Annotated in this window: 17 protein-coding genes and 1 pseudogene; 10 read left to right on the top strand and 8 right to left on the bottom strand. The window is 66.1% G+C overall.

Annotated features, from left to right (window positions below):
* Window positions 1-891 carry a LysR family transcriptional regulator gene (locus ACFPPB_RS13840; RefSeq protein WP_377328059.1) on the bottom strand — a complete coding sequence of 297 codons (891 nt, stop codon included), beginning with the start codon at window positions 889-891 and terminating at the stop codon, window positions 1-3.
* 129 nt (window positions 892-1,020) lie between these two features.
* On the opposite strand from ACFPPB_RS13840, the gene trpB reads away from it, so the two are divergent.
* The 3 genes from trpB (at window position 1,021) to accD (ending at window position 4,198) form a co-directional block, all read left to right on the top strand.
* Entirely contained in the window at window positions 1,021-2,232 is a 1,212-nt protein-coding gene (trpB, locus tag ACFPPB_RS13835) for a tryptophan synthase subunit beta (RefSeq protein ID WP_377328057.1), read from the top strand.
* A 130-nt stretch (window positions 2,233-2,362) separates the two neighbouring features.
* Window positions 2,363-3,163, top strand: a complete 801-nt coding sequence (gene trpA, locus ACFPPB_RS13830; protein ID WP_377328055.1) for a tryptophan synthase subunit alpha — start codon at window positions 2,363-2,365, stop codon at window positions 3,161-3,163.
* A 165-nt stretch (window positions 3,164-3,328) separates the two neighbouring features.
* Entirely contained in the window at window positions 3,329-4,198 is an 870-nt protein-coding gene (gene accD, locus ACFPPB_RS13825; RefSeq protein ID WP_377328053.1) for an acetyl-CoA carboxylase, carboxyltransferase subunit beta, read from the top strand.
* A 57-nt stretch (window positions 4,199-4,255) separates the two neighbouring features.
* Here accD and ACFPPB_RS13820 read toward each other — a convergent pair whose 3' ends face one another.
* The 4 genes from ACFPPB_RS13820 to ACFPPB_RS13805 all read right to left on the bottom strand — a co-directional run bounded on the left by ACFPPB_RS13820 (window position 4,256) and on the right by ACFPPB_RS13805 (window position 8,834).
* On the bottom strand, window positions 4,256-5,542 hold the full coding sequence (locus ACFPPB_RS13820) for an NRAMP family divalent metal transporter (protein ID WP_377328051.1): 1,287 nt from the start codon (window positions 5,540-5,542) through the stop codon (window positions 4,256-4,258).
* 37 nt (window positions 5,543-5,579) lie between these two features.
* Window positions 5,580-5,969 carry a response regulator gene (locus ACFPPB_RS13815; protein ID WP_377328049.1) on the bottom strand — a complete coding sequence of 130 codons (390 nt, stop codon included), beginning with the start codon at window positions 5,967-5,969 and terminating at the stop codon, window positions 5,580-5,582.
* 100 nt (window positions 5,970-6,069) lie between these two features.
* The gene (locus tag ACFPPB_RS13810) at window positions 6,070-7,278 is read right to left on the bottom strand and encodes a cation:proton antiporter (RefSeq protein WP_377328047.1); all 1,209 of its coding nucleotides are present in this window, start codon (window positions 7,276-7,278) and stop codon (window positions 6,070-6,072) included.
* Between the two features lie 80 nt (window positions 7,279-7,358).
* Window positions 7,359-8,834 carry an MFS transporter gene (locus ACFPPB_RS13805; protein WP_377328045.1) on the bottom strand — a complete coding sequence of 492 codons (1,476 nt, stop codon included), beginning with the start codon at window positions 8,832-8,834 and terminating at the stop codon, window positions 7,359-7,361.
* A 197-nt stretch (window positions 8,835-9,031) separates the two neighbouring features.
* Here ACFPPB_RS13805 and rnk point away from each other — a divergent pair, with 197 nt between their 5' ends.
* The 4 genes from rnk (at window position 9,032) to gloA2 (ending at window position 13,273) form a co-directional block, all read left to right on the top strand.
* On the top strand, window positions 9,032-9,442 hold the full coding sequence (rnk, locus tag ACFPPB_RS13800; RefSeq protein ID WP_377328043.1) for a nucleoside diphosphate kinase regulator: 411 nt from the start codon (window positions 9,032-9,034) through the stop codon (window positions 9,440-9,442).
* 79 nt (window positions 9,443-9,521) lie between these two features.
* Window positions 9,522-11,912, top strand: coding sequence for an NAD-dependent DNA ligase LigA (gene ligA / locus ACFPPB_RS13795; RefSeq protein ID WP_377328041.1), 2,391 nt, complete (start codon window positions 9,522-9,524; stop codon window positions 11,910-11,912).
* On the top strand, window positions 11,912-12,868 hold the full coding sequence (gene epmA / locus ACFPPB_RS13790; protein ID WP_377328039.1) for an EF-P lysine aminoacylase EpmA: 957 nt from the start codon (window positions 11,912-11,914) through the stop codon (window positions 12,866-12,868). Before ligA ends, epmA begins: the two co-directional genes overlap by 1 nt.
* Window positions 12,869-12,874: 6 nt before the next feature.
* Window positions 12,875-13,273 (top strand): SMU1112c/YaeR family gloxylase I-like metalloprotein, encoded by a 399-nt coding sequence (gloA2, locus tag ACFPPB_RS13785; protein ID WP_377328038.1) that lies wholly within the window; start codon window positions 12,875-12,877, stop codon window positions 13,271-13,273.
* Between the two features lie 52 nt (window positions 13,274-13,325).
* Here gloA2 and aqpZ read toward each other — a convergent pair.
* Window positions 13,326-14,019 (bottom strand): annotated as a pseudogene (aqpZ, locus tag ACFPPB_RS13780) (aquaporin Z); the annotation flags it as partial.
* Window positions 14,020-14,323: 304 nt separating this feature from the next.
* Between aqpZ and ACFPPB_RS13775 the strand changes: the two are divergent.
* Window positions 14,324-15,631: an MFS transporter gene (locus ACFPPB_RS13775; protein ID WP_377328036.1), complete on the top strand. Its 1,308-nt coding sequence runs from the start codon at window positions 14,324-14,326 to the stop codon at window positions 15,629-15,631.
* Between the two features lie 542 nt (window positions 15,632-16,173).
* Here ACFPPB_RS13775 and ACFPPB_RS13770 read toward each other — a convergent pair.
* A complete protein-coding gene (locus ACFPPB_RS13770; RefSeq protein ID WP_377328034.1) occupies window positions 16,174-16,860 on the bottom strand; it encodes a DUF2461 domain-containing protein in 687 nt (228 codons plus the stop codon).
* Window positions 16,861-16,891: 31 nt separating this feature from the next.
* Entirely contained in the window at window positions 16,892-18,331 is a 1,440-nt protein-coding gene (gene sbcB, locus ACFPPB_RS13765) for an exodeoxyribonuclease I (protein ID WP_377328032.1), read from the bottom strand.
* Between the two features lie 239 nt (window positions 18,332-18,570).
* Between sbcB and orn the strand changes: the two genes are divergently transcribed.
* Window positions 18,571-19,137 (top strand): oligoribonuclease, encoded by a 567-nt coding sequence (gene orn, locus ACFPPB_RS13760; RefSeq protein ID WP_377328030.1) that lies wholly within the window; start codon window positions 18,571-18,573, stop codon window positions 19,135-19,137.
* A 41-nt stretch (window positions 19,138-19,178) separates the two neighbouring features.
* Window positions 19,179-20,093: a dihydropteroate synthase gene (gene folP / locus ACFPPB_RS13755; protein ID WP_377328028.1), complete on the top strand. Its 915-nt coding sequence runs from the start codon at window positions 19,179-19,181 to the stop codon at window positions 20,091-20,093.
* Window positions 20,094-20,142: the final 49 nt, after the last annotated feature.

Below are 20,142 nucleotides of genomic sequence, written 5' to 3'. Positions count from 1 at the left end.
TTACTTCCCGGCCAGCTGCTGTCGCAGCCATCCCGCCAGCACCGCCAGCCGCGGATCGTTGGCGCGCTTTGGTGCGCACAACGTCCAGCTCGCTTGCGTGGTGCGAAAGCCCCAAGGCGCTGCCAGGCGACCGGCGGCGAGGTCGTCGGCCACCAGCGGTTGCGGGGCGATCGCCACGCCGAGGCCGGCCACCGCCGCCTCAAGCAGGTAGTAGAGGTGCTCGAAAGATTGGCCGTAGTGCAGCCGGCCAGTGGCGATCCGATGCGCGCGCGCCCACGTCGGCCACGCCTGCGGGCGAGAGGTGGTGTGCAGCAGCGCCTCCTTGCACAGCGCGTCCACGTTGGCCTTGCGCAGGGCGGCGTAGCGCGGATGATGCGGGCTGAGCACGGGGCCGATTCGTTCCGGCGACAACACATGCGCCTGCCATGCCGTCGGCCATGGCGGCTCGGCCAGCAGCAGTGCGGCGTCGAGGCCGGGCAGGGCCGGCGCGGACACATCCTCGACGGCTGACAGGTGCAGTTTCAGATCCGGCAGGTCGCGGCCCAGCCGCTCCAGCCTGGGGATCACCCAGCGTGCCAGCACACTGCCGGCACAGCCGAGCACAAACGGCGCATGACTTGCCTCGCGGCGTAGTTCGTCGCAGGTCTGGCGCAATTGCGCAAATGCACTGGCGGCGCCGTCGCGCAGTTGGCGGCCCATAGGGGTCAGCGCCAGCCCGCGACCCTCGCGGCCGAACAGGGGTACCCCCAGTTCGGTTTCCAGCGCGCGGATTTGCCGGCTCACCGCGCCGTGGGTCACGTGCAGCTCGGCGGCGGCACGGCTCACGCTTTCCAGTCGCGCAGCCGCCTCAAAGGCGCGCAGTGCATTCAGCGAGGGCAGTTCGCGGGGCATGGCATCTGTGAGTTTTTCTGACAGGTGGCATCAATCTTATCGCTTTTGTCGCCCGTGTCGCTGCGCTAGGGTGGACATCTTGCCGCAGCGCATGGGCGCAGTGGTATTTTCCGGATGCGAGCGACGACCATGCCCACGATCGACGATTTCCACGCCTGGCCCGATGCCCACGGCCGCTTCGGCAACTACGGCGGCCAGTACGTCGCCGAGACGCTGATGGCACCGTTGGCCGAGCTGACCGCGGCCTACCTGCGCCTGCGCGAGGATCCCGACTTCATTGCAGAATTGGACCGCGACCTGAAGCACTACGTGGGCCGGCCCAGTCCGGTCTATCACGCCGAACGCTTGTCGCGGCATGTCGGCGGCGCGCGCATCCTGCTCAAGCGCGAGGACCTGAACCACACCGGTGCGCACAAGATCAACAACACCGTGGGGCAGGCCCTGGTGGCGCGGCACATGGGCAAGACCCGCATCATCGCCGAGACCGGCGCCGGCCAGCACGGTGTGGCAAGCGCCACGGTGGCGGCCCGGATGGGGCTGAAGTGCGTGGTCTACATGGGCGCGGTGGACATCGAGCGGCAGAAGATCAACGTCTACCGGATGAAGCTGCTCGGCGCCGAAGTGGTGCCGGTGACGTCGGGCTCGAAGACGCTGAAAGACGCGCTGAACGAGGCGATGCGCGACTGGGTCACCAACGTGGCCGATACCTTCTACATCATCGGCACGGTGGCGGGTCCCCATCCGTATCCGCTGATGGTGCGCGACTTCAATGCGATCGTCGGGCGCGAGGCGCGTGCGCAAATGCTGGAGCAGTACGGCCGCCTGCCGGACGTGCTCACCGCCTGTGTGGGCGGCGGGTCCAATGCGATCGGATTGTTCCACGCCTTTTTGAACGATGCCGGCGTGCGCATGGTCGGCGCCGAGGCGGCAGGCCTGGGCCTGGCCACCGGCCAGCACGCGGCCTCGCTGGCGGCCGGCCGGCCCGGCGTGCTGCACGGCAACCGCACTTACGTGCTGTGCGACGACAACGGCCAGATCACCGAAACGCATTCGGTGTCGGCCGGTCTCGATTACCCGGGCGTCGGCCCCGAGCATGCGTTCCTCAAGGATGCGGGGCGCGCCGAATACGTCGGTGTCACCGACGACGAGGCGCTGGAGGCATTCCACCTGCTCGCGCGCACCGAGGGCATCCTGGCCGCGCTGGAGTCCAGTCATGCGGTGGCGCAGGCGATCAAGCTGGCCCGCGAGTATCCGAGGGACGGCCTGGTGCTGTGCAATCTGTCCGGCCGCGGCGACAAGGACGTGCATACGATCGCCGCACGCGAAGGGATCGAGCTTTAGGAGTGAGTTGAGAGGAGCGGGAAGTGAGAAAAAGGCAAAACCATCTCCGTCGGCAGTCTTCGGTTCGAATCATTCAGGGCATCCCTATGGACACTCGTTTCTCATTTCTCTCCACTCATTTCTCGCTGTCATGAACCGTATCGACCGCCGCTTTGCCCAGCTCAAGTCCGCCGGCCGCACCGGCCTGATTCCCTTCGTCACCGCAGGCGATCCGTCGCCCCGACATGTCGTCACACTGATGCACGCGCTGGTCGATGCGGGCGCCGATCTGATCGAGTTGGGCGTGCCGTTTTCCGATCCGATGGCCGATGGCCCGGTGATCCAGCACGCCAGCGAGCGGGCGATCGCGAAAGGCGTCGGCCTGCACGAGGTGCTGGACTGGGTTGCCGCGTTCCGCCAGCGCGATGCGGACACCCCGATCGTGCTGATGGGTTACCTGAATCCGGTGGAGATCCATGGCTATGCGCGCTTCGCGCAGGAAGCCGTACAGGCCGGCGTCGATGGCGTGCTGCTGGTCGACTGCCCGCTGGAAGAGTCGGCCGTGCTGCAGTCGCTGCGCGACGCCGGCCTGCGACAGATCCTGCTCGCCGCACCGACCACCGCACCCGCGCGTATGGCGCAGTTGTGCGGTTCCGCGGAGGGTTTCCTGTACTATGTCTCGTTCGCCGGCATCACCGGTGCGGCACACTTGAGTACCGGCGATATCGCCGCGCGCGTGGCGGATATCCGCGCCCGCGCCAAGGCGCCGGTGGCGGTGGGCTTCGGTATCCGCGATGCGGCGAGCGCGAGGGCGATTGCCGGTTTTGCCGATGCGGTGGTGATCGGCAGCGCGCTGGTGGAGCAGCTGGCCGGGGCCACGGAGGCCGAAGAAATAACCGTGCGGGTCCACGCGTTTCTCGCGCCGATCCGCGCTGCGCTCGATGCAGGTTGAAAGCGGCAGGGCCGAGGCGGCGCGAACCCTCACCCTTTGCCCACTCACCCGCAAGGGGACTCCTGCGGTCGCCGGAGGGAGAGGGAACTGTGGCGCCATGCGGGCTCGCTTGATGGAGGTTGTCGAATACGACAGCCCCTATTTTCAGATAGAGGTTGGGTTGATATGAACTGGCTGCAGAAAATCATGAACCCGCGCACCCGCCCGCAGAATCCGAACGGCGGCAAGGGTTCGGTACCCGAGGGCGTATGGGAAAAGTGCGGCGGCTGCGGCACCGTGCTGTACCGGCCGGAGCTGGAGCGCAACCTGATGGTCTGCCCGAAATGCGGCTACCATCACTACATCAGCGCGCGCATGCGGCTGGACGCGTTGCTCGATGAAGGGTCCGGCCAGGAACTGTGGGCCAGCATGGAGCCCACCGATCCATTGAAATTCCGCGATTCCAAGAAGTATCGCGACCGCATCGTCGCGACCCAGAAAAAGCTTGGCGAGAAGGATGCGATGGTGGCCATGAGCGGCAGGCTCAAGGGCCGTCCGCTGATGGCAGTGGCATTCGAATTCGCCTACATGGGTGGTTCGATGGGTTCGGTGGTGGGCGAGAAATTCGCCCGCGCGGCCGAGCGCGCACTGGCCGACAGGAGCGCCCTGGTGTGCTTCTCCGCCACCGGCGGCGCACGCATGCAGGAAGCGCTGTTCTCGCTGATGCAGATGGCCAAGACCTCGGCGGCGCTGGCGCGCCTGCGCGATGCCGGCGTGCCGTACATCAGCGTGCTCACCAACCCGACCACCGGCGGCGTATCCGCCAGCCTGGCGATGCTTGGCGACATCAACATCGGCGAGCCGAAGGCGCTGATCGGATTCGCCGGTCCGCGCGTGATCGAGCAGACCGTGCGCGAGACCTTGCCGGAAGGCTTCCAGCGATCGGAATTCCTGGTCGAACACGGCGCGATCGACCTGATCGTCGACCGTCGCGAGATGCGCGACAAGCTGGCCGACCTGCTCGGCATCCTGGCGAAGGCGCCGCGCGCGGCGTGATGCCCGCGCGTTTTGCGCAGCGAAGCCGCCTGCGGGCGGCTCGTCGTTTGCGCCCCCTCACGTTTCCCAGGTAGCAAACATCACTACCGCTGCCGCTGCCATCGCCACGGTCGCCATCCACCCGAAAACCTTCAACTGCCACGGCATGGTGAACTCGCCCATCACTTTCCTGCTGGATCCCATCAGCATCATCACGATCATCAGGGGCACGGCGGTAACGCCGTTGACCACCGCGCTCCAGTACAGCGCCTTGATCGGGTCGAGCGGCGTCAGGTTCAGCGCAATGCCGGCGAGGCTGGCGAAGATCAGCACGCCATAGAAAAACTTGGCCTTGCGCGGCTTGTTTTCCAGTCCGCTGCGCTGGCCGAAAGCGCCGGATGCGCCATAGGCGGTGGCGCCGGCCAGCACCGGCACGGCCAGCAGACCGGTGCCGATGATGCCGGCCGCGAACAGCGCGAACGCCAGATCGCCGGCCAGCGGGCGCAGGGCTTCGGCGGCTTCGGCGGACGACTGGATGTCGGTCTTGCCGTGGGCGTGCAGCACCACGGCGGAGGTGAGGATGATGAAGAACGAGATCAGGTTGGAGAAGATCATGCCCACCGTGGTGTCGATGCCGATGCGCCGCAACGCGCTTGGCGCCTGCAGCGGCGCCCACCGCAATGCTCTGCGCCGCTTGCTCGATCCGATCTCCTCCACTTCCTGCGCAGCCTGCCAGAGAAACAGATAAGGACTGATCGTGGTGCCGAGCAGGGCGACCAGTCCCACGGCGTATTTGGCGTTCCAGCTGATCGGCGGCACCACGACGCTCAAGAGCACGGCCCGCCATGGCACGTGGATGACCAGGACGGTGGCTACGTAGGCAAACAGGCTCAGCGTGAGCAGCTTGAGGAGAGGCGAGTAGCGCGTGAACGGAATGAAGATCTGCAGTACCAGCGACAGCACCGCGAAGCCCGCGGCATACAGCAGTGCCGGTCCACCTATCAGCAGCTTCAATGCAGCGCCCATGGCGCCGATATCCGCTGCCAGGTTGATGACGTTGGCGACGAGGGTCAAGCCCATCAGGACGTAGACCAGCCTGTGCGAATAGTGCTTGCGCATGCCGTCCATCAGGCCATGACCGGTGACCCGCCCGATGCCGGCGCTGATGGCCTGGATCGCGATCATCAAGGGCATGGTCACCAGGACGCACCACAGCATGCCGTAGCCGAACGCGGCGCCCACCTGCGAGTAAGTGGCAATGCCGCTGGGATCGTCGTCGGCTGCGCCAGTGATCAGGCCTGCACTGAGATTCGCCCACGGCGGCTTTTCGATGCCGCCGTCCTCGGTATTTTCGTGATCGACCATGAAATGTTTCCGATAAGGGATGCGGCGAGTCCCGCGATCAAGCGTCCGCCGTTCCACCGGCCTGCGTCTCTGCCTCTTCAATTGCTTCCAGCAACTGCTCCCCACCGAACGGCTTGCGCAGGAACACGCCGCCCTCGGGAATTTCTGCACAGTGAACCTCGGGGTCGGCGGTGATCACGACGACGGCAATGCCGGGGTACTGTTCGATCGCCCTCCGGCAGATATCGATGCCGCTCGTGCTGCCGGCGAGGATGACGTCGGCAACGATGACATCGATGATCGGCGCGCTCCGCATGTAGCTCAGCGCGGCCGCCGAGCCGAGCACCCGGATGGTCTGAAAATCCCCGGTGGCGGACAAGTGCAGGTCGATCGATTCCAGTACCAGGTCATCGTCGTCGACGATAAGTACGGTTTTCTTCGTTTTCACAGATTACCCCTGAAGCGGTTCGGCGCTGTCCAGCATATTCCCGGTCCGATCCCAATGGCGACTCAAACGGGATGGGCTTGCCGCGCGGATACCGGGCTGCTCAGCCCTCCACGTCGGGCACGTCGACCGTGTCGCCACTGCCGCCGCCGCGCTTCAGCAACCACGCCAGCACCGGCGGCGTGACCATCGCCGTGAGCAGCGACATCGCCACGATGATGGCGTAGATGCGGTTGTCGAAGACGCCGGCGGCGAGGCCGAGGGTAGCGACCACGATGCCGACTTCACCGCGCGGCACCATGCCGAAACCGATGATGGTGGCGCTGCGTTGGCCCAGCGACAGCGCGCCGAGCCAGCCGCCGACAAACTTGGAGATGATCGCGATCACGGTGACCACGGTGAGCATCAGCAAGGCGTCGGCGCTGGCCAGTTCGTGCAGGTCGATCTTGCTGCCGGTGATCACGAAGAAGAACGGCGTGAGCAAGGCGAGCAGCGGCTTGGTCTGCTGCTCCAGCGTGTGCTGCTGGCGGGTTTCCGAGGCGATCATGCCGGCCAGGAACGCGCCGATGATCGCGGCCAGCCCGAACAAGGTGGACAGGTAAGCCAGGCCGAGGCACAGCGCCAGCACGATCATCAACGGCGAATGCGGACCCAGCGGCCGCTCCAGCCAGTTGGAGTTCCAGCGCATCACCCGCGCGCCGCCCCAGCCGATCACCGCGATGAAGCCGACCGCGCTGGCCAGCACGAGCAGCAGATGCGAAGCGTTGAAGCTGCCGCCGGCCTGCAGCGACACCACGACGCCGAGCAGCAGCATGGCGAGAATGTCGTCGATCACCGCGGCGCCGAGAATCACCTTGCTCTCGATCCGCTGCAGCGCGCCCAGCTCTTGCAGCACACGCGCGGTGATGCCGGCCGAAGTGGCCACGAATGCGGCGGCCACGAACAGCGAGCGGTCCCAGTTGAAGCCGTTGCCGTGGGCCCACACGCTGCCCATCCCGAACGGCACCAGGACCCCGATCACGCCGACCACGAAGGCCACCTTGCCGACTTTTTTCAGGTCCTCCAGCCGCGTTTCCAGACCCACCGCGAACAGCAGCAGGACCACGCCGATCTCGGCCAGCACGTCGAGCGGTGTGCCGGTGGCGATCTGATCCAGGCTGATCCAGCCGAGCAGGGAAGGGCCGATCACGCAGCCCGCGGCAATCTCGCCGACCACACCGGGCAGCTTCAGCCGCTGCGCGATCTCGCCACCGATCTGCGCAGCGACGAACACGATGAACAGAGTGAACAGGATGTCGCTGGCGTGGTGCATGTGGCGTGCGTCCGGGCAGTCGGCGGAGCTTGCATGCTACAGGCACGCCAGCGCGCGGTGGCAGCCGGTCGTGCGTCGGATCACCCGGCCGCGGCGCTGACCGGCAGCGGACGATCATGCCGCAGCCGGCTGAACACGCGGCTGGCCGCGGCGGTGATCGCCGCCAGCAGTAACACTGTCCAGCGGAAGGCCACCACGTAGTCGTCGTGCGCGTGACCTTGCAGCATCGCTTCCATCAGCAAGGTAGACAGCGCGATGCCGAAGCTCATCGCGAGGTACTGTGCGGTCGAGGCCATCGACGAGGCCATCGAGGCGTGCTGGATGTCCAGGTCGCTGTAGATCAGCGTGTTCATCGCGGTGTACTGCAGCCCGGCGAAACTGCCGTAGAGGAACGTCAGCGAGGCAATCAGCCATACCGGCGAAGCCGGCCCGAGCAGGGCGAACGTGGCCAGCAGCATCGCCACCATCAGCGTGTTCCCGAGCAGCAGGCGCCGGTAGCCGAAATGGACCAGCGCGCGGTGGATCACCCACTTGGCGCTGATCGAACCTAGCGCCTGCGGCACCATCATCAGGCCGGCCATCAGCGGCGACCAGCCGCATCCCACCTGCAGGAACAGCACCAGCAACAGGAACATGCCGGAGATGCCGAGCCGCGTGAACAGGCCGCCGGCCAGCGCGACCCACACGCTGCGCACCTGCAGCAGCCGCAGATCCGCCACCGGATGCACGGTGCGCCGGCTGTGCCACACGTAGGCCACGCCCAGCAGCACCGCGCTCGCGCTGCTCAGTCCGATCAGCTGCCACGGCACCGGCTTGCTGCCGGCCAGTTCCGATGCGGTGAGCAGCAGCGCCGAAGCGGCGGCAAACAGCAGGAAGCCGAACAGGTCGAAGCGGTTGGCGCGATCGAGACGGTAATCGGGCATGTCGCGCTGGTTCATCCATACGCCGGCGATCGCCACCGGTACGTTGATCAGGAAGATCAGCCGCCACGAGGTGAACTGCACCAGCGCGCCGCCGAACAGCGGGCCGAGTACCGACCCGAGCAGGCCGAACGTGGCCACCGTACTCATCGCGCGCACGAACTCGTGCTTGTGGATACTGCGCACCAGCACATAGCGGCCCACCGGCATCAGCGAGGCGCCGCCCACCCCTTGCAGCACGCGCGCCGCGACCAGTTGCGGCAGCGTCTGCGCGACACCGCACAGCAGCGAGCCCACGCCGAAGATGACGATCGCGATGCCGAACACGCGCCGCGTGCCCAGCCGATCGCACAGCCATGGGCTGGCCGGAATCAGGATCGCCAGGGTCAGCACGTAGCTGGTCAGTGCGGTGCGCATGCCCAGCGGCGTCACCAGCAGCGCTTCGGCCATCGCCGGCACGGCGGTATTGACCACGGTGGAATCCAGCGCCTGCATGAAGAACGCCGCGGAGACCAGCCATAGCAGACCGCGGAAACGTTCGCGCGTGGAAACCTCAGGCAGACCGGCGGGCACCGACGCTGGTGGGGAGACAGCGGAGGCGGCAGTATGGAGGTCCGCGGTAGCTTGGTGAGGCATTGCGCGACATGATACCTGCTGTGACAGCTTGCTTTTCGCGAACGGCATCCGCAAAGTCAGCCCTGTTTCATCTGACGGTCATGTGCGCAGTAGCCATGACGGGCAATGACAACCACAGGCGCCGGGGCGGTTTCGTCCCGGCGCGTGCTTTTGTGCGGCAGGAGCCGCAAAAGCATCCGTGAGCATCAGGAAGAGCCATGAGCAGCAAGCCATCGATCATCGTTTCCCGCATCGACCTGGATCGCATTGAAGCGTTGCTGGACCGATTGCCCGCCACCGAAGCCGCCAATCTCGGCGCACTGCGTGCCGAGCTCGATCGCGCCGAGGTGGTCGAGCCGGCGGCGATGCCGGGAAACACGGTAACGATGAACTCCACCGTCGCGTTCGAGGACGAGAGCAGCGGCGAGAAACTCACCCTGACCCTGGTCTATCCGGCCGCGGCCGGCGCACCGGGCACGGTGTCGATCCTGGCGCCGGTAGGCAGTGCCTTGCTGGGGCTGGCCTGTGGACAGCAGATCGACTGGCCGACGCCGGATGGCCGCAAACGCCGTCTGAAAGTGCTGGAAATCGTCTATCAGCCGGAAGCGGCGGGACATCTCCACCGTTAGGGACGCCCCGGGTTGCTCGACACAGGCGGCCGGAATTCGTCGGTGTCGTTAAACTGCGGCAGATCTCGAGGAGACCCGCATGACCCAACGTCCTGCCCCAGCCGATGCCATTGCCCGCGCCGCCGAGCTGCGGGCGCGGATCGAGCAGGCCAATTACCGTTATCACGTGCTCGACGACGCGGATATCACCGACGCCGAATACGACCGCCTGATGCGCGAACTGGAAACGCTGGAAACCGACTATCCCGCACTGGCTTCGACCGACTCGCCCACGCGCAAGGTCGGCGCGCGGGCGACCGGCGGCTTTGCCGAGGTGAGGCACCAGCTGCCGATGCTGTCGCTGGGCAATGCGTTCGAGCAGGACGGTGAAAGCGAGCGTGAGCGTTTTCGCGAAGTGGCCGAATTCGAGCGCCGCATCGAGCAGACGCTGCATCGGCGCGAACCGGTGTTCTCGGTCGAACCCAAGCTGGACGGACTGGCGATCAGCCTGCGCTACGAAAAAGGCGTCTTCGCGCAGGGCGCCACACGTGGCGATGGCGAGACCGGCGAGGACGTGACCGCGAACCTGCGCACGGTGCGCGCGATCCCTTTGAAACTCCGCGGCAAAGGCTGGCCCGATGTGCTGGAAGTGCGCGGCGAAGTAATCATGCTGCGCAAGGATTTCGAGGCGTTCAACGCCTACGCCCGTGCGCACGGCGAGAAGCCGCTGGCGAATCCGCGCAACGGCGCAGCCGGCTCGCTGCGCCAGCTCGATCCCGCGATCACCGCGAAACGGCGGCTGAGCTTCTTTGCCTACGCGATCGGCGTGGTCGAAGGCGGCGAGCTGCCTGCGACGCATTCGGCCACGTTGCGGCAGTTGCGCGAGTGGGGATTTCCGGTGTCGCCGGAAGTCGATATCGCCCGCGGTTTCGACGGCCTGATCGCCTACTTCCGGCGCATCGGCGCGAAGCGCGATGCGCTGCCTTACGACATCGACGGCGTCGTCTACAAGCTGGACGACTACGCCGGCCAGCGCGAGATGGGTTTTGTCTCGCGCGCGCCGCGCTGGGCGATCGCGCACAAATTCCCGGCGCAGGAGCAGGCCACGCGGCTGCTCGATATCGAAGTCCAGATCGGCCGCACTGGCGCGGCCACGCCGCGTGCGCGGATGGAGCCGGTGCAGGTGGCGGGCGTGACGGTGACCTATGCCACGCTGCACAACGCGGACCAGGTCGCGCGGCTGGACGTGCGCTTGGGCGACACCGTGATCGTGCGCCGCGCCGGCGACGTGATTCCCGAAGTAGTGCGGGTGATCGAGGATCAGCGTCCGCCCGGCACCGTGCCGTGGACCATGCCGACGCACTGTCCGGTCTGCGGATCCGCGCTGATCCGCGAAGAAGGCGCAGCGGCCTGGCGCTGTTCCGGCGAGCTGATCTGCGCCGCACAGCGCAAGGAGGCGCTGATCCATTTTGCCTCGCGTCGGGCCATGGATATCGAAGGTCTCGGCGAGCGTTTCGCCGAGGCCCTGGTGGAGCTGGACATCGTGCACACGCCGGCCGACCTGTACGGGCTTACCGTTGAACGTTTCGTGGCGATGAAGCAGGCGCTCGACGAGCGCGATGGAACCACGCCGGAAACGGTGAAGGCCGGCAAGGTGGCCACCAGGTGGGCGGAGAATCTGGTCGATGGGATTGCAGCCAGCAAGCGCACCACGCTGGCGCGTTTCCTGTTCGCGCTCGGCATCATGCACATCGGCGAGAGCACGGCGAAGACGCTGGCGGCATGGCTGGGCAGGCTCGACTTCGTGCGCAGCACGCCGGCACCGGTGCTGCAGGTATTGCCGGACATCGGCGGCGAAGTGGCCACTTCGATCGCCAGCTTCTTTGCCCAGGAAGGCAACCAGCAGGTGGTCGACGCGCTGCTTGCGGCTGGCATCGCTTTCAGCGACGAGTCGACGCCATCGCCGCTGCTGCGCGAGCGCCTGAATCTGGGCGTGCTGCTGGACATGGCGAAGATCAACAAGCTCGGTCCGAAGAGCTGCAAGCTGCTGGCACAGCATTTCCCCACGCTGGACAAGCTGCTGGCGGGCGGTCCGGCGCACTGGATCACCGCAGGCGTGCCGCAGGCGGCGGCGTCCGGCCTGGAAATCTTTCTCGCCGACCCGGAGGCGTTGACCGGATTGCGCGAAGCCGAGGCGTCCATGCGGCGTCTGCTCGATGCGATTCCGGCCACGGCGGCGGTGACGCAGGCACCGTTGGACGGACAGACCATCGTGCTCACCGGCACGCTCACCTCGCTCAGCCGCGATGAGGCGAAGGAGCGGCTGGAGGCGCTTGGCGCCAAGGTCTCCGGTTCGGTATCGAAGAAGACCAGCTTCGTGGTCGCCGGCGAAGCCGCCGGTTCCAAACTCGACAAGGCGCAGGAGCTGGGCGTGGCGGTGTGGGACGAGGCGCAATTGCTGACGCTGCTGAAAGAACACGAGGCGGGTTGATGGAGACGGCCAGGATCGCCTCGCTGCAACTGCGCGCGCGGCTCTACGCACTGATCCGCACGTTCTTCGCCGACCGCCAGGTGCTTGAAGTGGAGACACCAATCCTGTCGGCGGCCGGCAACACCGATCCGAACATCGAGAGCTTCTGCACGACATTCAGCGGCCACGTCGATGCCGGCGCGCGCGAGCGCTGGTTGCGTACTTCGCCGGAGTTTCCGCTGAAGCGCCTGCTCGCGGCGGGGATCGGCGACTGCTACGAGCTGGGGCGGGTCTTCCGCGATGGCGAAGCCGGCGGCCGGCACAATCCCGAATTCAGCATGCTGGAGTGGTACCGGGTCGGTTGGGATCACCGCCGTCTGATGGGCGAGACCATCGAGCTGGTGGAGGCTGCGCTGGCGATGGTCGGGCGACGTGCCGAGGTGCTGATCGAGAGTTACCGGCAGCTGTTTCTCGACGAGCTGGGCATCGATCCCTTGCACGCACCGATCGACGAACTGCGCGCGCCGCTGGCCGAGTACCACATCGGCCCGGAGGGCCTGGGGCGTGACGACTGGCTCGACCTGCTGATCACGCACAAGCTGCAACCGTCGTTCCCGTGCGATCGCATCACGTTGATCCACGATTACCCGGCCACGCAGTGCGCTTTGGCCAGGATCCGTCCTGGCGAAACGCCGCTGGCCGAACGCTTCGAGCTGTATCTGGGGCGCCACGAACTGGCCAACGGCTATCACGAGCTGAATGACGCGGCGGAGCAGCGCGGACGTTTCGAGCGCGACAATGCCATGCGCCGCCGCCGCGGGCTGCGCGAGATTCCGCTCGACGAGCGCCTGCTCGGCGTACTCGGCGCGCTACCCGATTGCGCCGGCGTGGCGCTGGGCGTGGAACGCTTGCTGATGTGCCTGGCCGGCACCGACGCGATCGCCGATGTGCTCGCGTTTCCCTTCGACGAGGCATGAGCAGCCATGAGCAAGCCGTTGCTGGGTGCCATCCACCATGTCGCGCTGATCTGTTCGGACTATCCCCGTTCGCGCGCGTTCTACGGCGAAACGCTGGGATTGCCGATCGTGCACGAGGTCTATCGTGCGGCGCGCGATTCGTGGAAATGCGATCTGCTGGTCAGCCCCGGCGTGCAGCTGGAGCTGTTTTCGTTTCCCGATCCGCCGCCGCGGCCGTCACGACCGGAGGCACAGGGGCTGCGTCATCTGGCTTTTGCGGTGCCCGATGTCAGTGCGGCGGCGGCCGTGCTGGGCGAGCGCGGGGTGAGTTGCGAACCGGTGCGTGTAGACGAATACACCGGCAAGCGCTTCACCTTTTTCGCCGATCCGGATGGTCTGCCGATCGAACTTTACGAGGCGGACTGAGCTTTCCCGAAACCCCGCCCGTCACCGGGCGGGGCAGATGACGACAGGCGTCGCGACTTTCCAGCAGATAACGGTATATCAGGCCGCCGATGATGCCGCCGGTCGGGGCACCAGCAAGAACAGCCATAGCTGCTCGATCGCCCAGCCGCCGGGAACAACGCCACGCCGGTCGAGCGCGCCGGATTGACCGAGGTGTTGGTGAACGGAATGCCGACCAGATGGATCAGCGTCAGCGCCAGCCCGATCGCCACGCCGGCGAAGCCAGCCGGTGTGCGCCTGTCGGTGGCGCCATGGATCACGATCAGGAAGAACGCCGTGAGTACCAGCGTGGGCACGATAGCTGCCTGCATCGAGTAGTGGTCGGGCGAATGTTCGCCATAACCGTTGGAAGCGAAACTGCCGGCACTGACATCGAAGCCGGCCTTGCCGCTGGCGATCAGGTACAGCACGGCCGCCGCCGCCATGGGGCCGAGCACCTGAATCACCACGTACGGCAGCACATCCTTCGCCGGGAAGCGGCCGCCCGCGCACCGGCCCACCGTGACCGCCGGGTTGAAATGGCTGCCGGAGATATGCCTCACCGCGTACACCATGGTCAGCATGGTAAGGCCGAAGGCCAGCGCGACGCCGGCAAAACCGATACCCAGATCCGGAAAGCCGGTAGCCAGGATGGCATTGCCGCAACTACCGAGCACCAGCCGGAACGTGCCGAAGAATTCGGCGCCAAGACGCTTGCCCATGCTCACCAGGAAACTCCTTGCCGGTTGAATGCGGGCAGGCGTGGTGTCGACACGAGCGCTACTCGTCACAACATGCGAAGACATTTTCCCCAGAACCCCATGCCCGGACTCCATGTCCGGAACCCCTCGGACCGCAGCAACGCATGCCGATGGATGCGCTGTGCCTTCCGAGTTCAGCCGGCATCCCTGCCGGTCGCGCGCAGCATAATGCGATGCCCGCATCGGGTACGAGCGTCGTCCCGGATCCCCTGCGGCACGGCAATGCGCTATGTTGCGCCGATCATTGCCTGAGTCACCCATGGAATTGCCGATGACTGATGCCGCCATGTCGTTGCCGTCGAATGCCTCCATGTCCGAGCGTGCGCTCGACCGACGCGACCTGCGCACGTTGGGTCTTTCGGCGCTCGGCGGCGCGCTGGAGTTCTACGACTTCGTGGTGTTCGTGTTCTTCGCGATTCCGCTGAGCCATCTGTTCTTTCCGCCTGACACCGCAGCATGGCTGGCCCAACTGCAGGTGTTCGGCATCTTCGCGGCAGGCTATCTGGCACGGCCGCTGGGCGGCATCGTTATGGCGCATTACGGCGACATGCTGGGGCGCAAGAAGATGTTCACGCTCAGCGTGTTCCTGATGGCGGTGCCGACCCTGGGTATCGGCCTGCTGCCGGTGTATGCGCAGATCGGCATGCTTGCGCCGCTGCTGTTGCTGTCGCTGCGGGTAGTGCAGGGCATCGCGGTCGGCGGCGAAGTGCCCGGCGCGTGGGTGTTCGTGGCCGAGCATGTGCCGGCGCAGCGTATCGGTTTTGCCTGCGCCAGCCTCACCTCGGGACTCACCGTCGGCATCCTGATCGGCTCGCTGGCGGCAACGGCGATCCAGCGTGAACTGACCCCCGCCGCGGTGCTCGAATACGGCTGGCGGCTGCCGTTCCTGATCGGCGGCGTATTCGGCTTCTTCGCGGTGTGGCTCCGCCGCTGGCTGAGCGAGACACCGGTCTTCGAGGCGATGCACGCGCGCAGCGAGCTGGCCAGCGGGTTGCCGCTGCGGCAGGTGTTCGAACGGCACCTGCCAGGCGTGCTTTTGTCGATGCTGGTGACCTGGATGCTTACCGCCGCGATCGTGGTGATGATCCTGATGACACCGTCGCTGGCGCAATCGGTGTTCCACATCGCGCCGGCTCGAGCTTTCCTCGGCAACAACGTGGCCTCCTTCGCGCTGGCGCTGGGCTGCCTGTTTTACGGCTGGCTGGCCGATCGCATCGGCTACGCGCGTGCGCTGTTGTTCGGTGCGCTGGGATTGCTGGCATGCAGCTACGCGCTGTATCTCGACCTGCAGGCCGGCGCGGCACATTTCATCGGGCTGTATGGGCTGGCGGGTTTTGCGGTCGGCGTGGTCGGCGTGGTGCCGGCGCTGATGGTGGCAGCGTTTCCGCCGGCGGTGCGCTTCTCCGGTCTGTCGTTTTCGTACAACATCGCCTACGCCTTTTTCGGCGGACTCACACCGCCGCTGATCGGCATGCTGGTGAAACGCTATGGCGCGCTGGCCCCAGCCCACTACGTGGCATTCACGGCGGTGATCGGAATGGCCGTCGCCTTCGCGCTGCTCCGCCGTCAGCGCCGGTAGGAGCCCGCGAGCGGGCGATGCTCCTGCTCCGAGGGTTGGAAAAACCCAAAACATAATGTAGGAGCCCGCTCGCGGGCGATGCTCTTGCTCCGAGGGTTGGAGGATCTAAAGCCACGGCATCGCCCGCGAGCGGGCTCCTACAAGGGCATCGGTCTTCGACCAGCGGCACGACGCGCTTGAATGTCGCCATCGTCGACCGCAGCAGCTCGCCGGGGCAGCCAGAACAAATGTAGGAGCCCGCTGGCGGGCGATGCTCTTGCTCTGATGGTTGGAGGATTTGAAGCCACGGCATCGCCCGCGAGCGGGCTCCTACAAGGGGCATCGGTCTTCGGCCAGAACCCCAGCTCTTGCGCCGCGCGCGCAGGTAGTCGACCAGCGGCGCGACGCTTGAATGTCGCCCCCGTCCACCCCACCAGCTCGCCGGGGCAGCCAGAACAAATGTAGGAGCCCGCTGGCGGGCGATGCTCTTGCTCTGATGGTTGGAGGATTTGAAGCCACGGCATCGCCCGCGAGCGGGCTCCTACAAGGGCATCGGTCTTCGGCTAGAACTCCAGCTCCTGCGCCGCGCACAGGTAGTCGACCAGCGGCGCGACACGCTTGAAGGTCGCCACCGTCCACGGCAACAGTTCGGTGGAGCAGGCCAGCGCTTCGTCGAAGTTTTCGCCCACGGCGAAATCCTTGCGCTTGAGATCCTCGATCAGCTCGTGCGCGGGGTCGAAACCGCGCGGCGGCCGGCTCAGCGATTCACCCCAGAACGTCAGGTGCTCGCGGAAGGCCTTGCTTTGCGTGGCGCGTTTCCAGGCGGCCGGATTGTCGGCGAGGAAATTGCGGAGGCGCTTCAGCGCGTCCGGTTCGGGATGCCACATGCCGCCGCCGGCAAAGCAGTCGCCAGGCTGTATGTGCATGTAGAACGATGGCGCAGGGATCTCGTGGCGGCGTTCGTGGAAGAAGCGCGAGCCCTGCCACGGCTTGTACGGCAGCTTGTTGTTGGAAAAACGCGTGTCGCGAAAGATGCGGAACAGCGAGCCCCCATTCTTGCGTGGGTCGGCGCGGTAATGCGGGCTGATCTTAGCCAGCGGTGCCTGCAGGTCGGTGATCAGCTGCAGGAACGGCTCGCGCACATGGCGCTCGTAATCGTCCTTGTGCGCGTGGAACCAGTCGCGGCTGTTGTTGCGATCGAGCGCGCGGAGGAAGCGGAAGGTGGCGGGAGTGAAATAGCTTTGGGGCATGGCGGGTCGATGGATTTGAAGTGAGGGTGGTTCAGTCGATGCTGGCGGCGAGCTGTTCGCCCCAGGCCTGCAACTGATCGAGCAGGGCCAGTCTGTCCTGTGCTGCCGGATCGTTGCGCAGTTCGCGCAGACGGGTGAAGTAGTCGTCGAGGGTGAGGCCGGTCAAGGCTGTGTGCCGGCTCAGTCGCGCCCGGCGGAAGTTGTCCCAGCGCACGCGTTCGTCGGCGTCCAGCGTCTGCGGCCAGTTGCGGGCGCGATAGCGGAACAGCAGCTCGGGATAGCGCGGGTCGCGGAACGGAAACGCGCGTTCGCCCAGTTGCGCCGGCGGCGTGGCGCGCACCTGGGCGAGCAGCCGTTTGTCGGCGTCGGGCAGGAAACCGCCGCCGTAGAGTGCCAGTTCGGGATCTTCCGGCGGCGGCAGTTCGGCGGCACGCTGGAACACCCGCCGCAGTTTTTCGGCCAGCCCGTCGACGGCCCGCAGTACGTCGCGATGCACCACACAACGGTCGAGGTCGAGTCGCAGACGCTGCTGATCTACACCTTGCAGTACCGACAACGGCGCCAGTGCCGGCGCATGGTTCGCACGCACGGTGCGCAACGGGATGCGTTCGATGCCTTCGGGTAGATCGGCGCGGGCGGTGAAGATGCGGTCGGCGATCTCGTCCTCGTCCAGCGCCAGCCACTCGGTCGGATCGGTGGCCAGGTCGTACACGATCACTTCGCCGGCACGACTTGGGTGCTGCGCCAGCGGCGCGATGACGGCGAGGCAATGGCGGTTGGCCGGATAGCGCGAGGACACGTGTACCACCGGCGTCATGTTCACCACGTCGAGCAGCTCGAATACCTTCTGCTTGCGCCGCAGCCCGTAATACCAGTCCCACAGTCGCGGCTGGCGCGCGCGGATCAGCCGGGCCAGGCCGATCAGCGCGTAGACGTCGGACAAGGCGTCGTGGGCCTGCTCCTGTTCGAGCTGGTTGGCGCTGGCCAGGTGTTCCAGCTTGAAGCTGGGCGTGCCGTCCTCGCGGGTGGGCCAGACGATGCCCTCCGGCCGCAACGCCTGGCACAGGCGCACCAGGTCGATCAGGTCCCAGCGCGAATTGCCGTTCTCCCACTCGCGGCCATACGGTTCGTAGAAGTTGCGGTACAGCATCTGCCGGGTGAACTCGTCGTCGAAACGCAGCGAGTTGTAGCCGACCCCGCAGGTACCCGGCGCGGCCAGTTGTTCGTGCACGCGGGCGGCGAATTCGGCTTCGTTGACGCCCTCGCGTTCGGCCCGTTGCGGGGTGATCCCGGTGATCATGCAGGCATCGGGATGCGGCGGCATCTCCAGCGACGGCTTGCCGTAGAACATCACCGGTTCGCCGAGGATCTCCAGCTCCGGGGTGGTGCGGATGCCGGCGAACTGCAGCGGCCGGTCGCGCCGCGGGTCGGAGCCGGAGGTCTCGTAGTCGTGCCAGAAGAAGGTCTGCATGTGGAGCCTGTCCTCGTGGCTCGGGTGGCCCGCGCAGGGAGCTGTTTGCCCGCAAGGCAAGGAAGAGTGAGGAAGTGTATGTCGATACACGACCGAATGATGACGCCGCCTTGCGGGCAAACAGACCCTGCCCGTTGGGCAACGCGGGCCATCCGAGTCACGAGGACAGGCTCTTGAATCATCGCATGCCTAAAAGTGCGACCCGCAAGACTGATAAACTCCCGCCACAAGGAGAGCTCATGAGCCAAGCCCACGAAGACAATCTGATCTGGATCGATCTGGAGATGACCGGCCTCGACACCGACAACGACTCGATTCTGGAGATCGCCACGGTGGTCACCGACAAGGAGTTGAACGTGTTGGCCGACGGACCGGTATTCGCGATACGTCATGAGATCGACCGGCTGGAGTCGATGGACAGCTGGAATACCAACCAGCATCACAAGTCGGGCTTGTGGCGGCAGGTATTGATCTCGGAAACCGACCACGCGATGGCCGAGCAGGCCACGGTCGATTTCCTGCGCGAATGGGTGCCGCCCGGCAAATCGCCGATGTGCGGCAATTCGATCTGCCAGGACCGGCGCTTCATGCATAGACAGATGCCGCGGCTGGAACGCTACTTCCACTACCGCAACCTGGACGTGTCCACGATCAAGGAACTGGCCCGCCGCTGGTCACCGGAGATCGCCAGGAGCGTCGGCAAGGAGTCGTCGCATACGGCGCTGTCGGACATCCGCGATTCCATTGCCGAGCTGCGTCATTACCGTCGTTTCATGGGCGAGCTGGGCGGCCAGGCCCAGGCTTGAGTCCCGGGTCCGGGAAGGTAATCACCAGCGAGGAAATCAGCATGCCGAACGATCTGTTTGCCACGGTACTGGATTGTGCCGGGCGTCCGCTGCGGCTGGATCGTGCGCGGGTGGTCGGGATTCTCAATGTCACGCCAGATTCGTTCTCCGACGGCGGTGCGCATGCCGGCTTGGAAGCGGCCGTGGAGCATGGCGTACGCATGGCGGAGGAGGGTGCCGACATGCTCGACGTCGGCGGCGAATCGACCCGCCCGGGCGCGGCCGAGGTGCCGGTCGAGGAAGAGCTGCGCCGGGTGCTGCCCGTGATCGAACAGCTGATCGCGCGCACCACGCTGCCGATCGCGATCGATACCTCCAAGCCGGAAGTGATGCGTGCCGCGGTGGCAGCCGGCGCCGGCATGGTCAACGACGTTTATGCCTTGCGCCGCGAGGGCGCGATGGAGACGGTTGCCGAATGCGGTGTCCCGGTGTGCCTGATGCACATGCAGGGCGAGCCGCGCAGCATGCAGGCCGATCCGCATTACGACGACGTGGTCGGCGAAGTGCATCGCTTTCTCACCGATCGGCTGTTCGCCTGCGAACTGGCCGGCATCGACCGACGCAAGGTACTGGTCGACGTCGGTTTCGGTTTCGGCAAGACGCTGGAACACAACCTAGCCTTGCTGTGCGCACTGGAGCGCTTCGCCAATCTGGGCAGCGGCGTGTATGCCGGGTTGTCGCGCAAGTCGATGATAGGCGCGCTGACCGGCAAGACCGCGCCGCTCGAGCGCGCAGCCGGCTCCGTCGCGGCGGCGCTGATCGCCGTTCAGCGCGGCGCACGTATGGTGCGCGTGCACGACGTGGCCGCCACCGTGGATGCATTGGCGGTGTGGCGGGCGGTGCACGCGGCCGACCTGGTGCCACGGCGTGACGAGAAGCAGAAGCCGGCCGCTCCGCGCTGGCCGGACGACGATTGAGCGGTTTGCCGCGGACGGCGTAGCATCCGGCTTCGATGCCGGCATACCG

The sequence above is a fragment of the Rhodanobacter terrae genome, from assembly GCF_042657005.1.
Taxonomy (GTDB): domain Bacteria; phylum Pseudomonadota; class Gammaproteobacteria; order Xanthomonadales; family Rhodanobacteraceae; genus Rhodanobacter; species Rhodanobacter terrae.
The sequence above is the reverse complement of the archived record's forward strand: the minus strand, read 5'-3'. Positions and strand labels throughout refer to the sequence as shown.

Bases quoted from the DNA above. Each gene is read 5' to 3' on its own strand.
- ACFPPB_RS13840 (WP_377328059.1), bottom strand. From the start codon at position 891: ATGCCCCGCGAACTGCCCTCGCTGAATGCACTGCGCGCCTTTGAGGCG.
- trpB (WP_377328057.1), top strand. From the start codon at position 1,021: ATGCCCACGATCGACGATTTCCACGCCTGGCCCGATGCCCACGGCCGC.
- trpA (WP_377328055.1), top strand. From the start codon at position 2,363: ATGAACCGTATCGACCGCCGCTTTGCCCAGCTCAAGTCCGCCGGCCGC.
- accD (WP_377328053.1), top strand. From the start codon at position 3,329: ATGAACTGGCTGCAGAAAATCATGAACCCGCGCACCCGCCCGCAGAAT.
- ACFPPB_RS13820 (WP_377328051.1), bottom strand. From the start codon at position 5,542: ATGGTCGATCACGAAAATACCGAGGACGGCGGCATCGAAAAGCCGCCG.
- ACFPPB_RS13810 (WP_377328047.1), bottom strand. From the start codon at position 7,278: ATGCACCACGCCAGCGACATCCTGTTCACTCTGTTCATCGTGTTCGTC.
- ACFPPB_RS13805 (WP_377328045.1), bottom strand. From the start codon at position 8,834: ATGCCTCACCAAGCTACCGCGGACCTCCATACTGCCGCCTCCGCTGTC.
- rnk (WP_377328043.1), top strand. From the start codon at position 9,032: ATGAGCAGCAAGCCATCGATCATCGTTTCCCGCATCGACCTGGATCGC.
- ligA (WP_377328041.1), top strand. From the start codon at position 9,522: ATGACCCAACGTCCTGCCCCAGCCGATGCCATTGCCCGCGCCGCCGAG.
- epmA (WP_377328039.1), top strand. From the start codon at position 11,912: ATGGAGACGGCCAGGATCGCCTCGCTGCAACTGCGCGCGCGGCTCTAC.
- gloA2 (WP_377328038.1), top strand. From the start codon at position 12,875: ATGAGCAAGCCGTTGCTGGGTGCCATCCACCATGTCGCGCTGATCTGT.
- ACFPPB_RS13775 (WP_377328036.1), top strand. From the start codon at position 14,324: ATGACTGATGCCGCCATGTCGTTGCCGTCGAATGCCTCCATGTCCGAG.
- ACFPPB_RS13770 (WP_377328034.1), bottom strand. From the start codon at position 16,860: ATGCCCCAAAGCTATTTCACTCCCGCCACCTTCCGCTTCCTCCGCGCG.
- sbcB (WP_377328032.1), bottom strand. From the start codon at position 18,331: ATGCAGACCTTCTTCTGGCACGACTACGAGACCTCCGGCTCCGACCCG.
- orn (WP_377328030.1), top strand. From the start codon at position 18,571: ATGAGCCAAGCCCACGAAGACAATCTGATCTGGATCGATCTGGAGATG.
- folP (WP_377328028.1), top strand. From the start codon at position 19,179: ATGCCGAACGATCTGTTTGCCACGGTACTGGATTGTGCCGGGCGTCCG.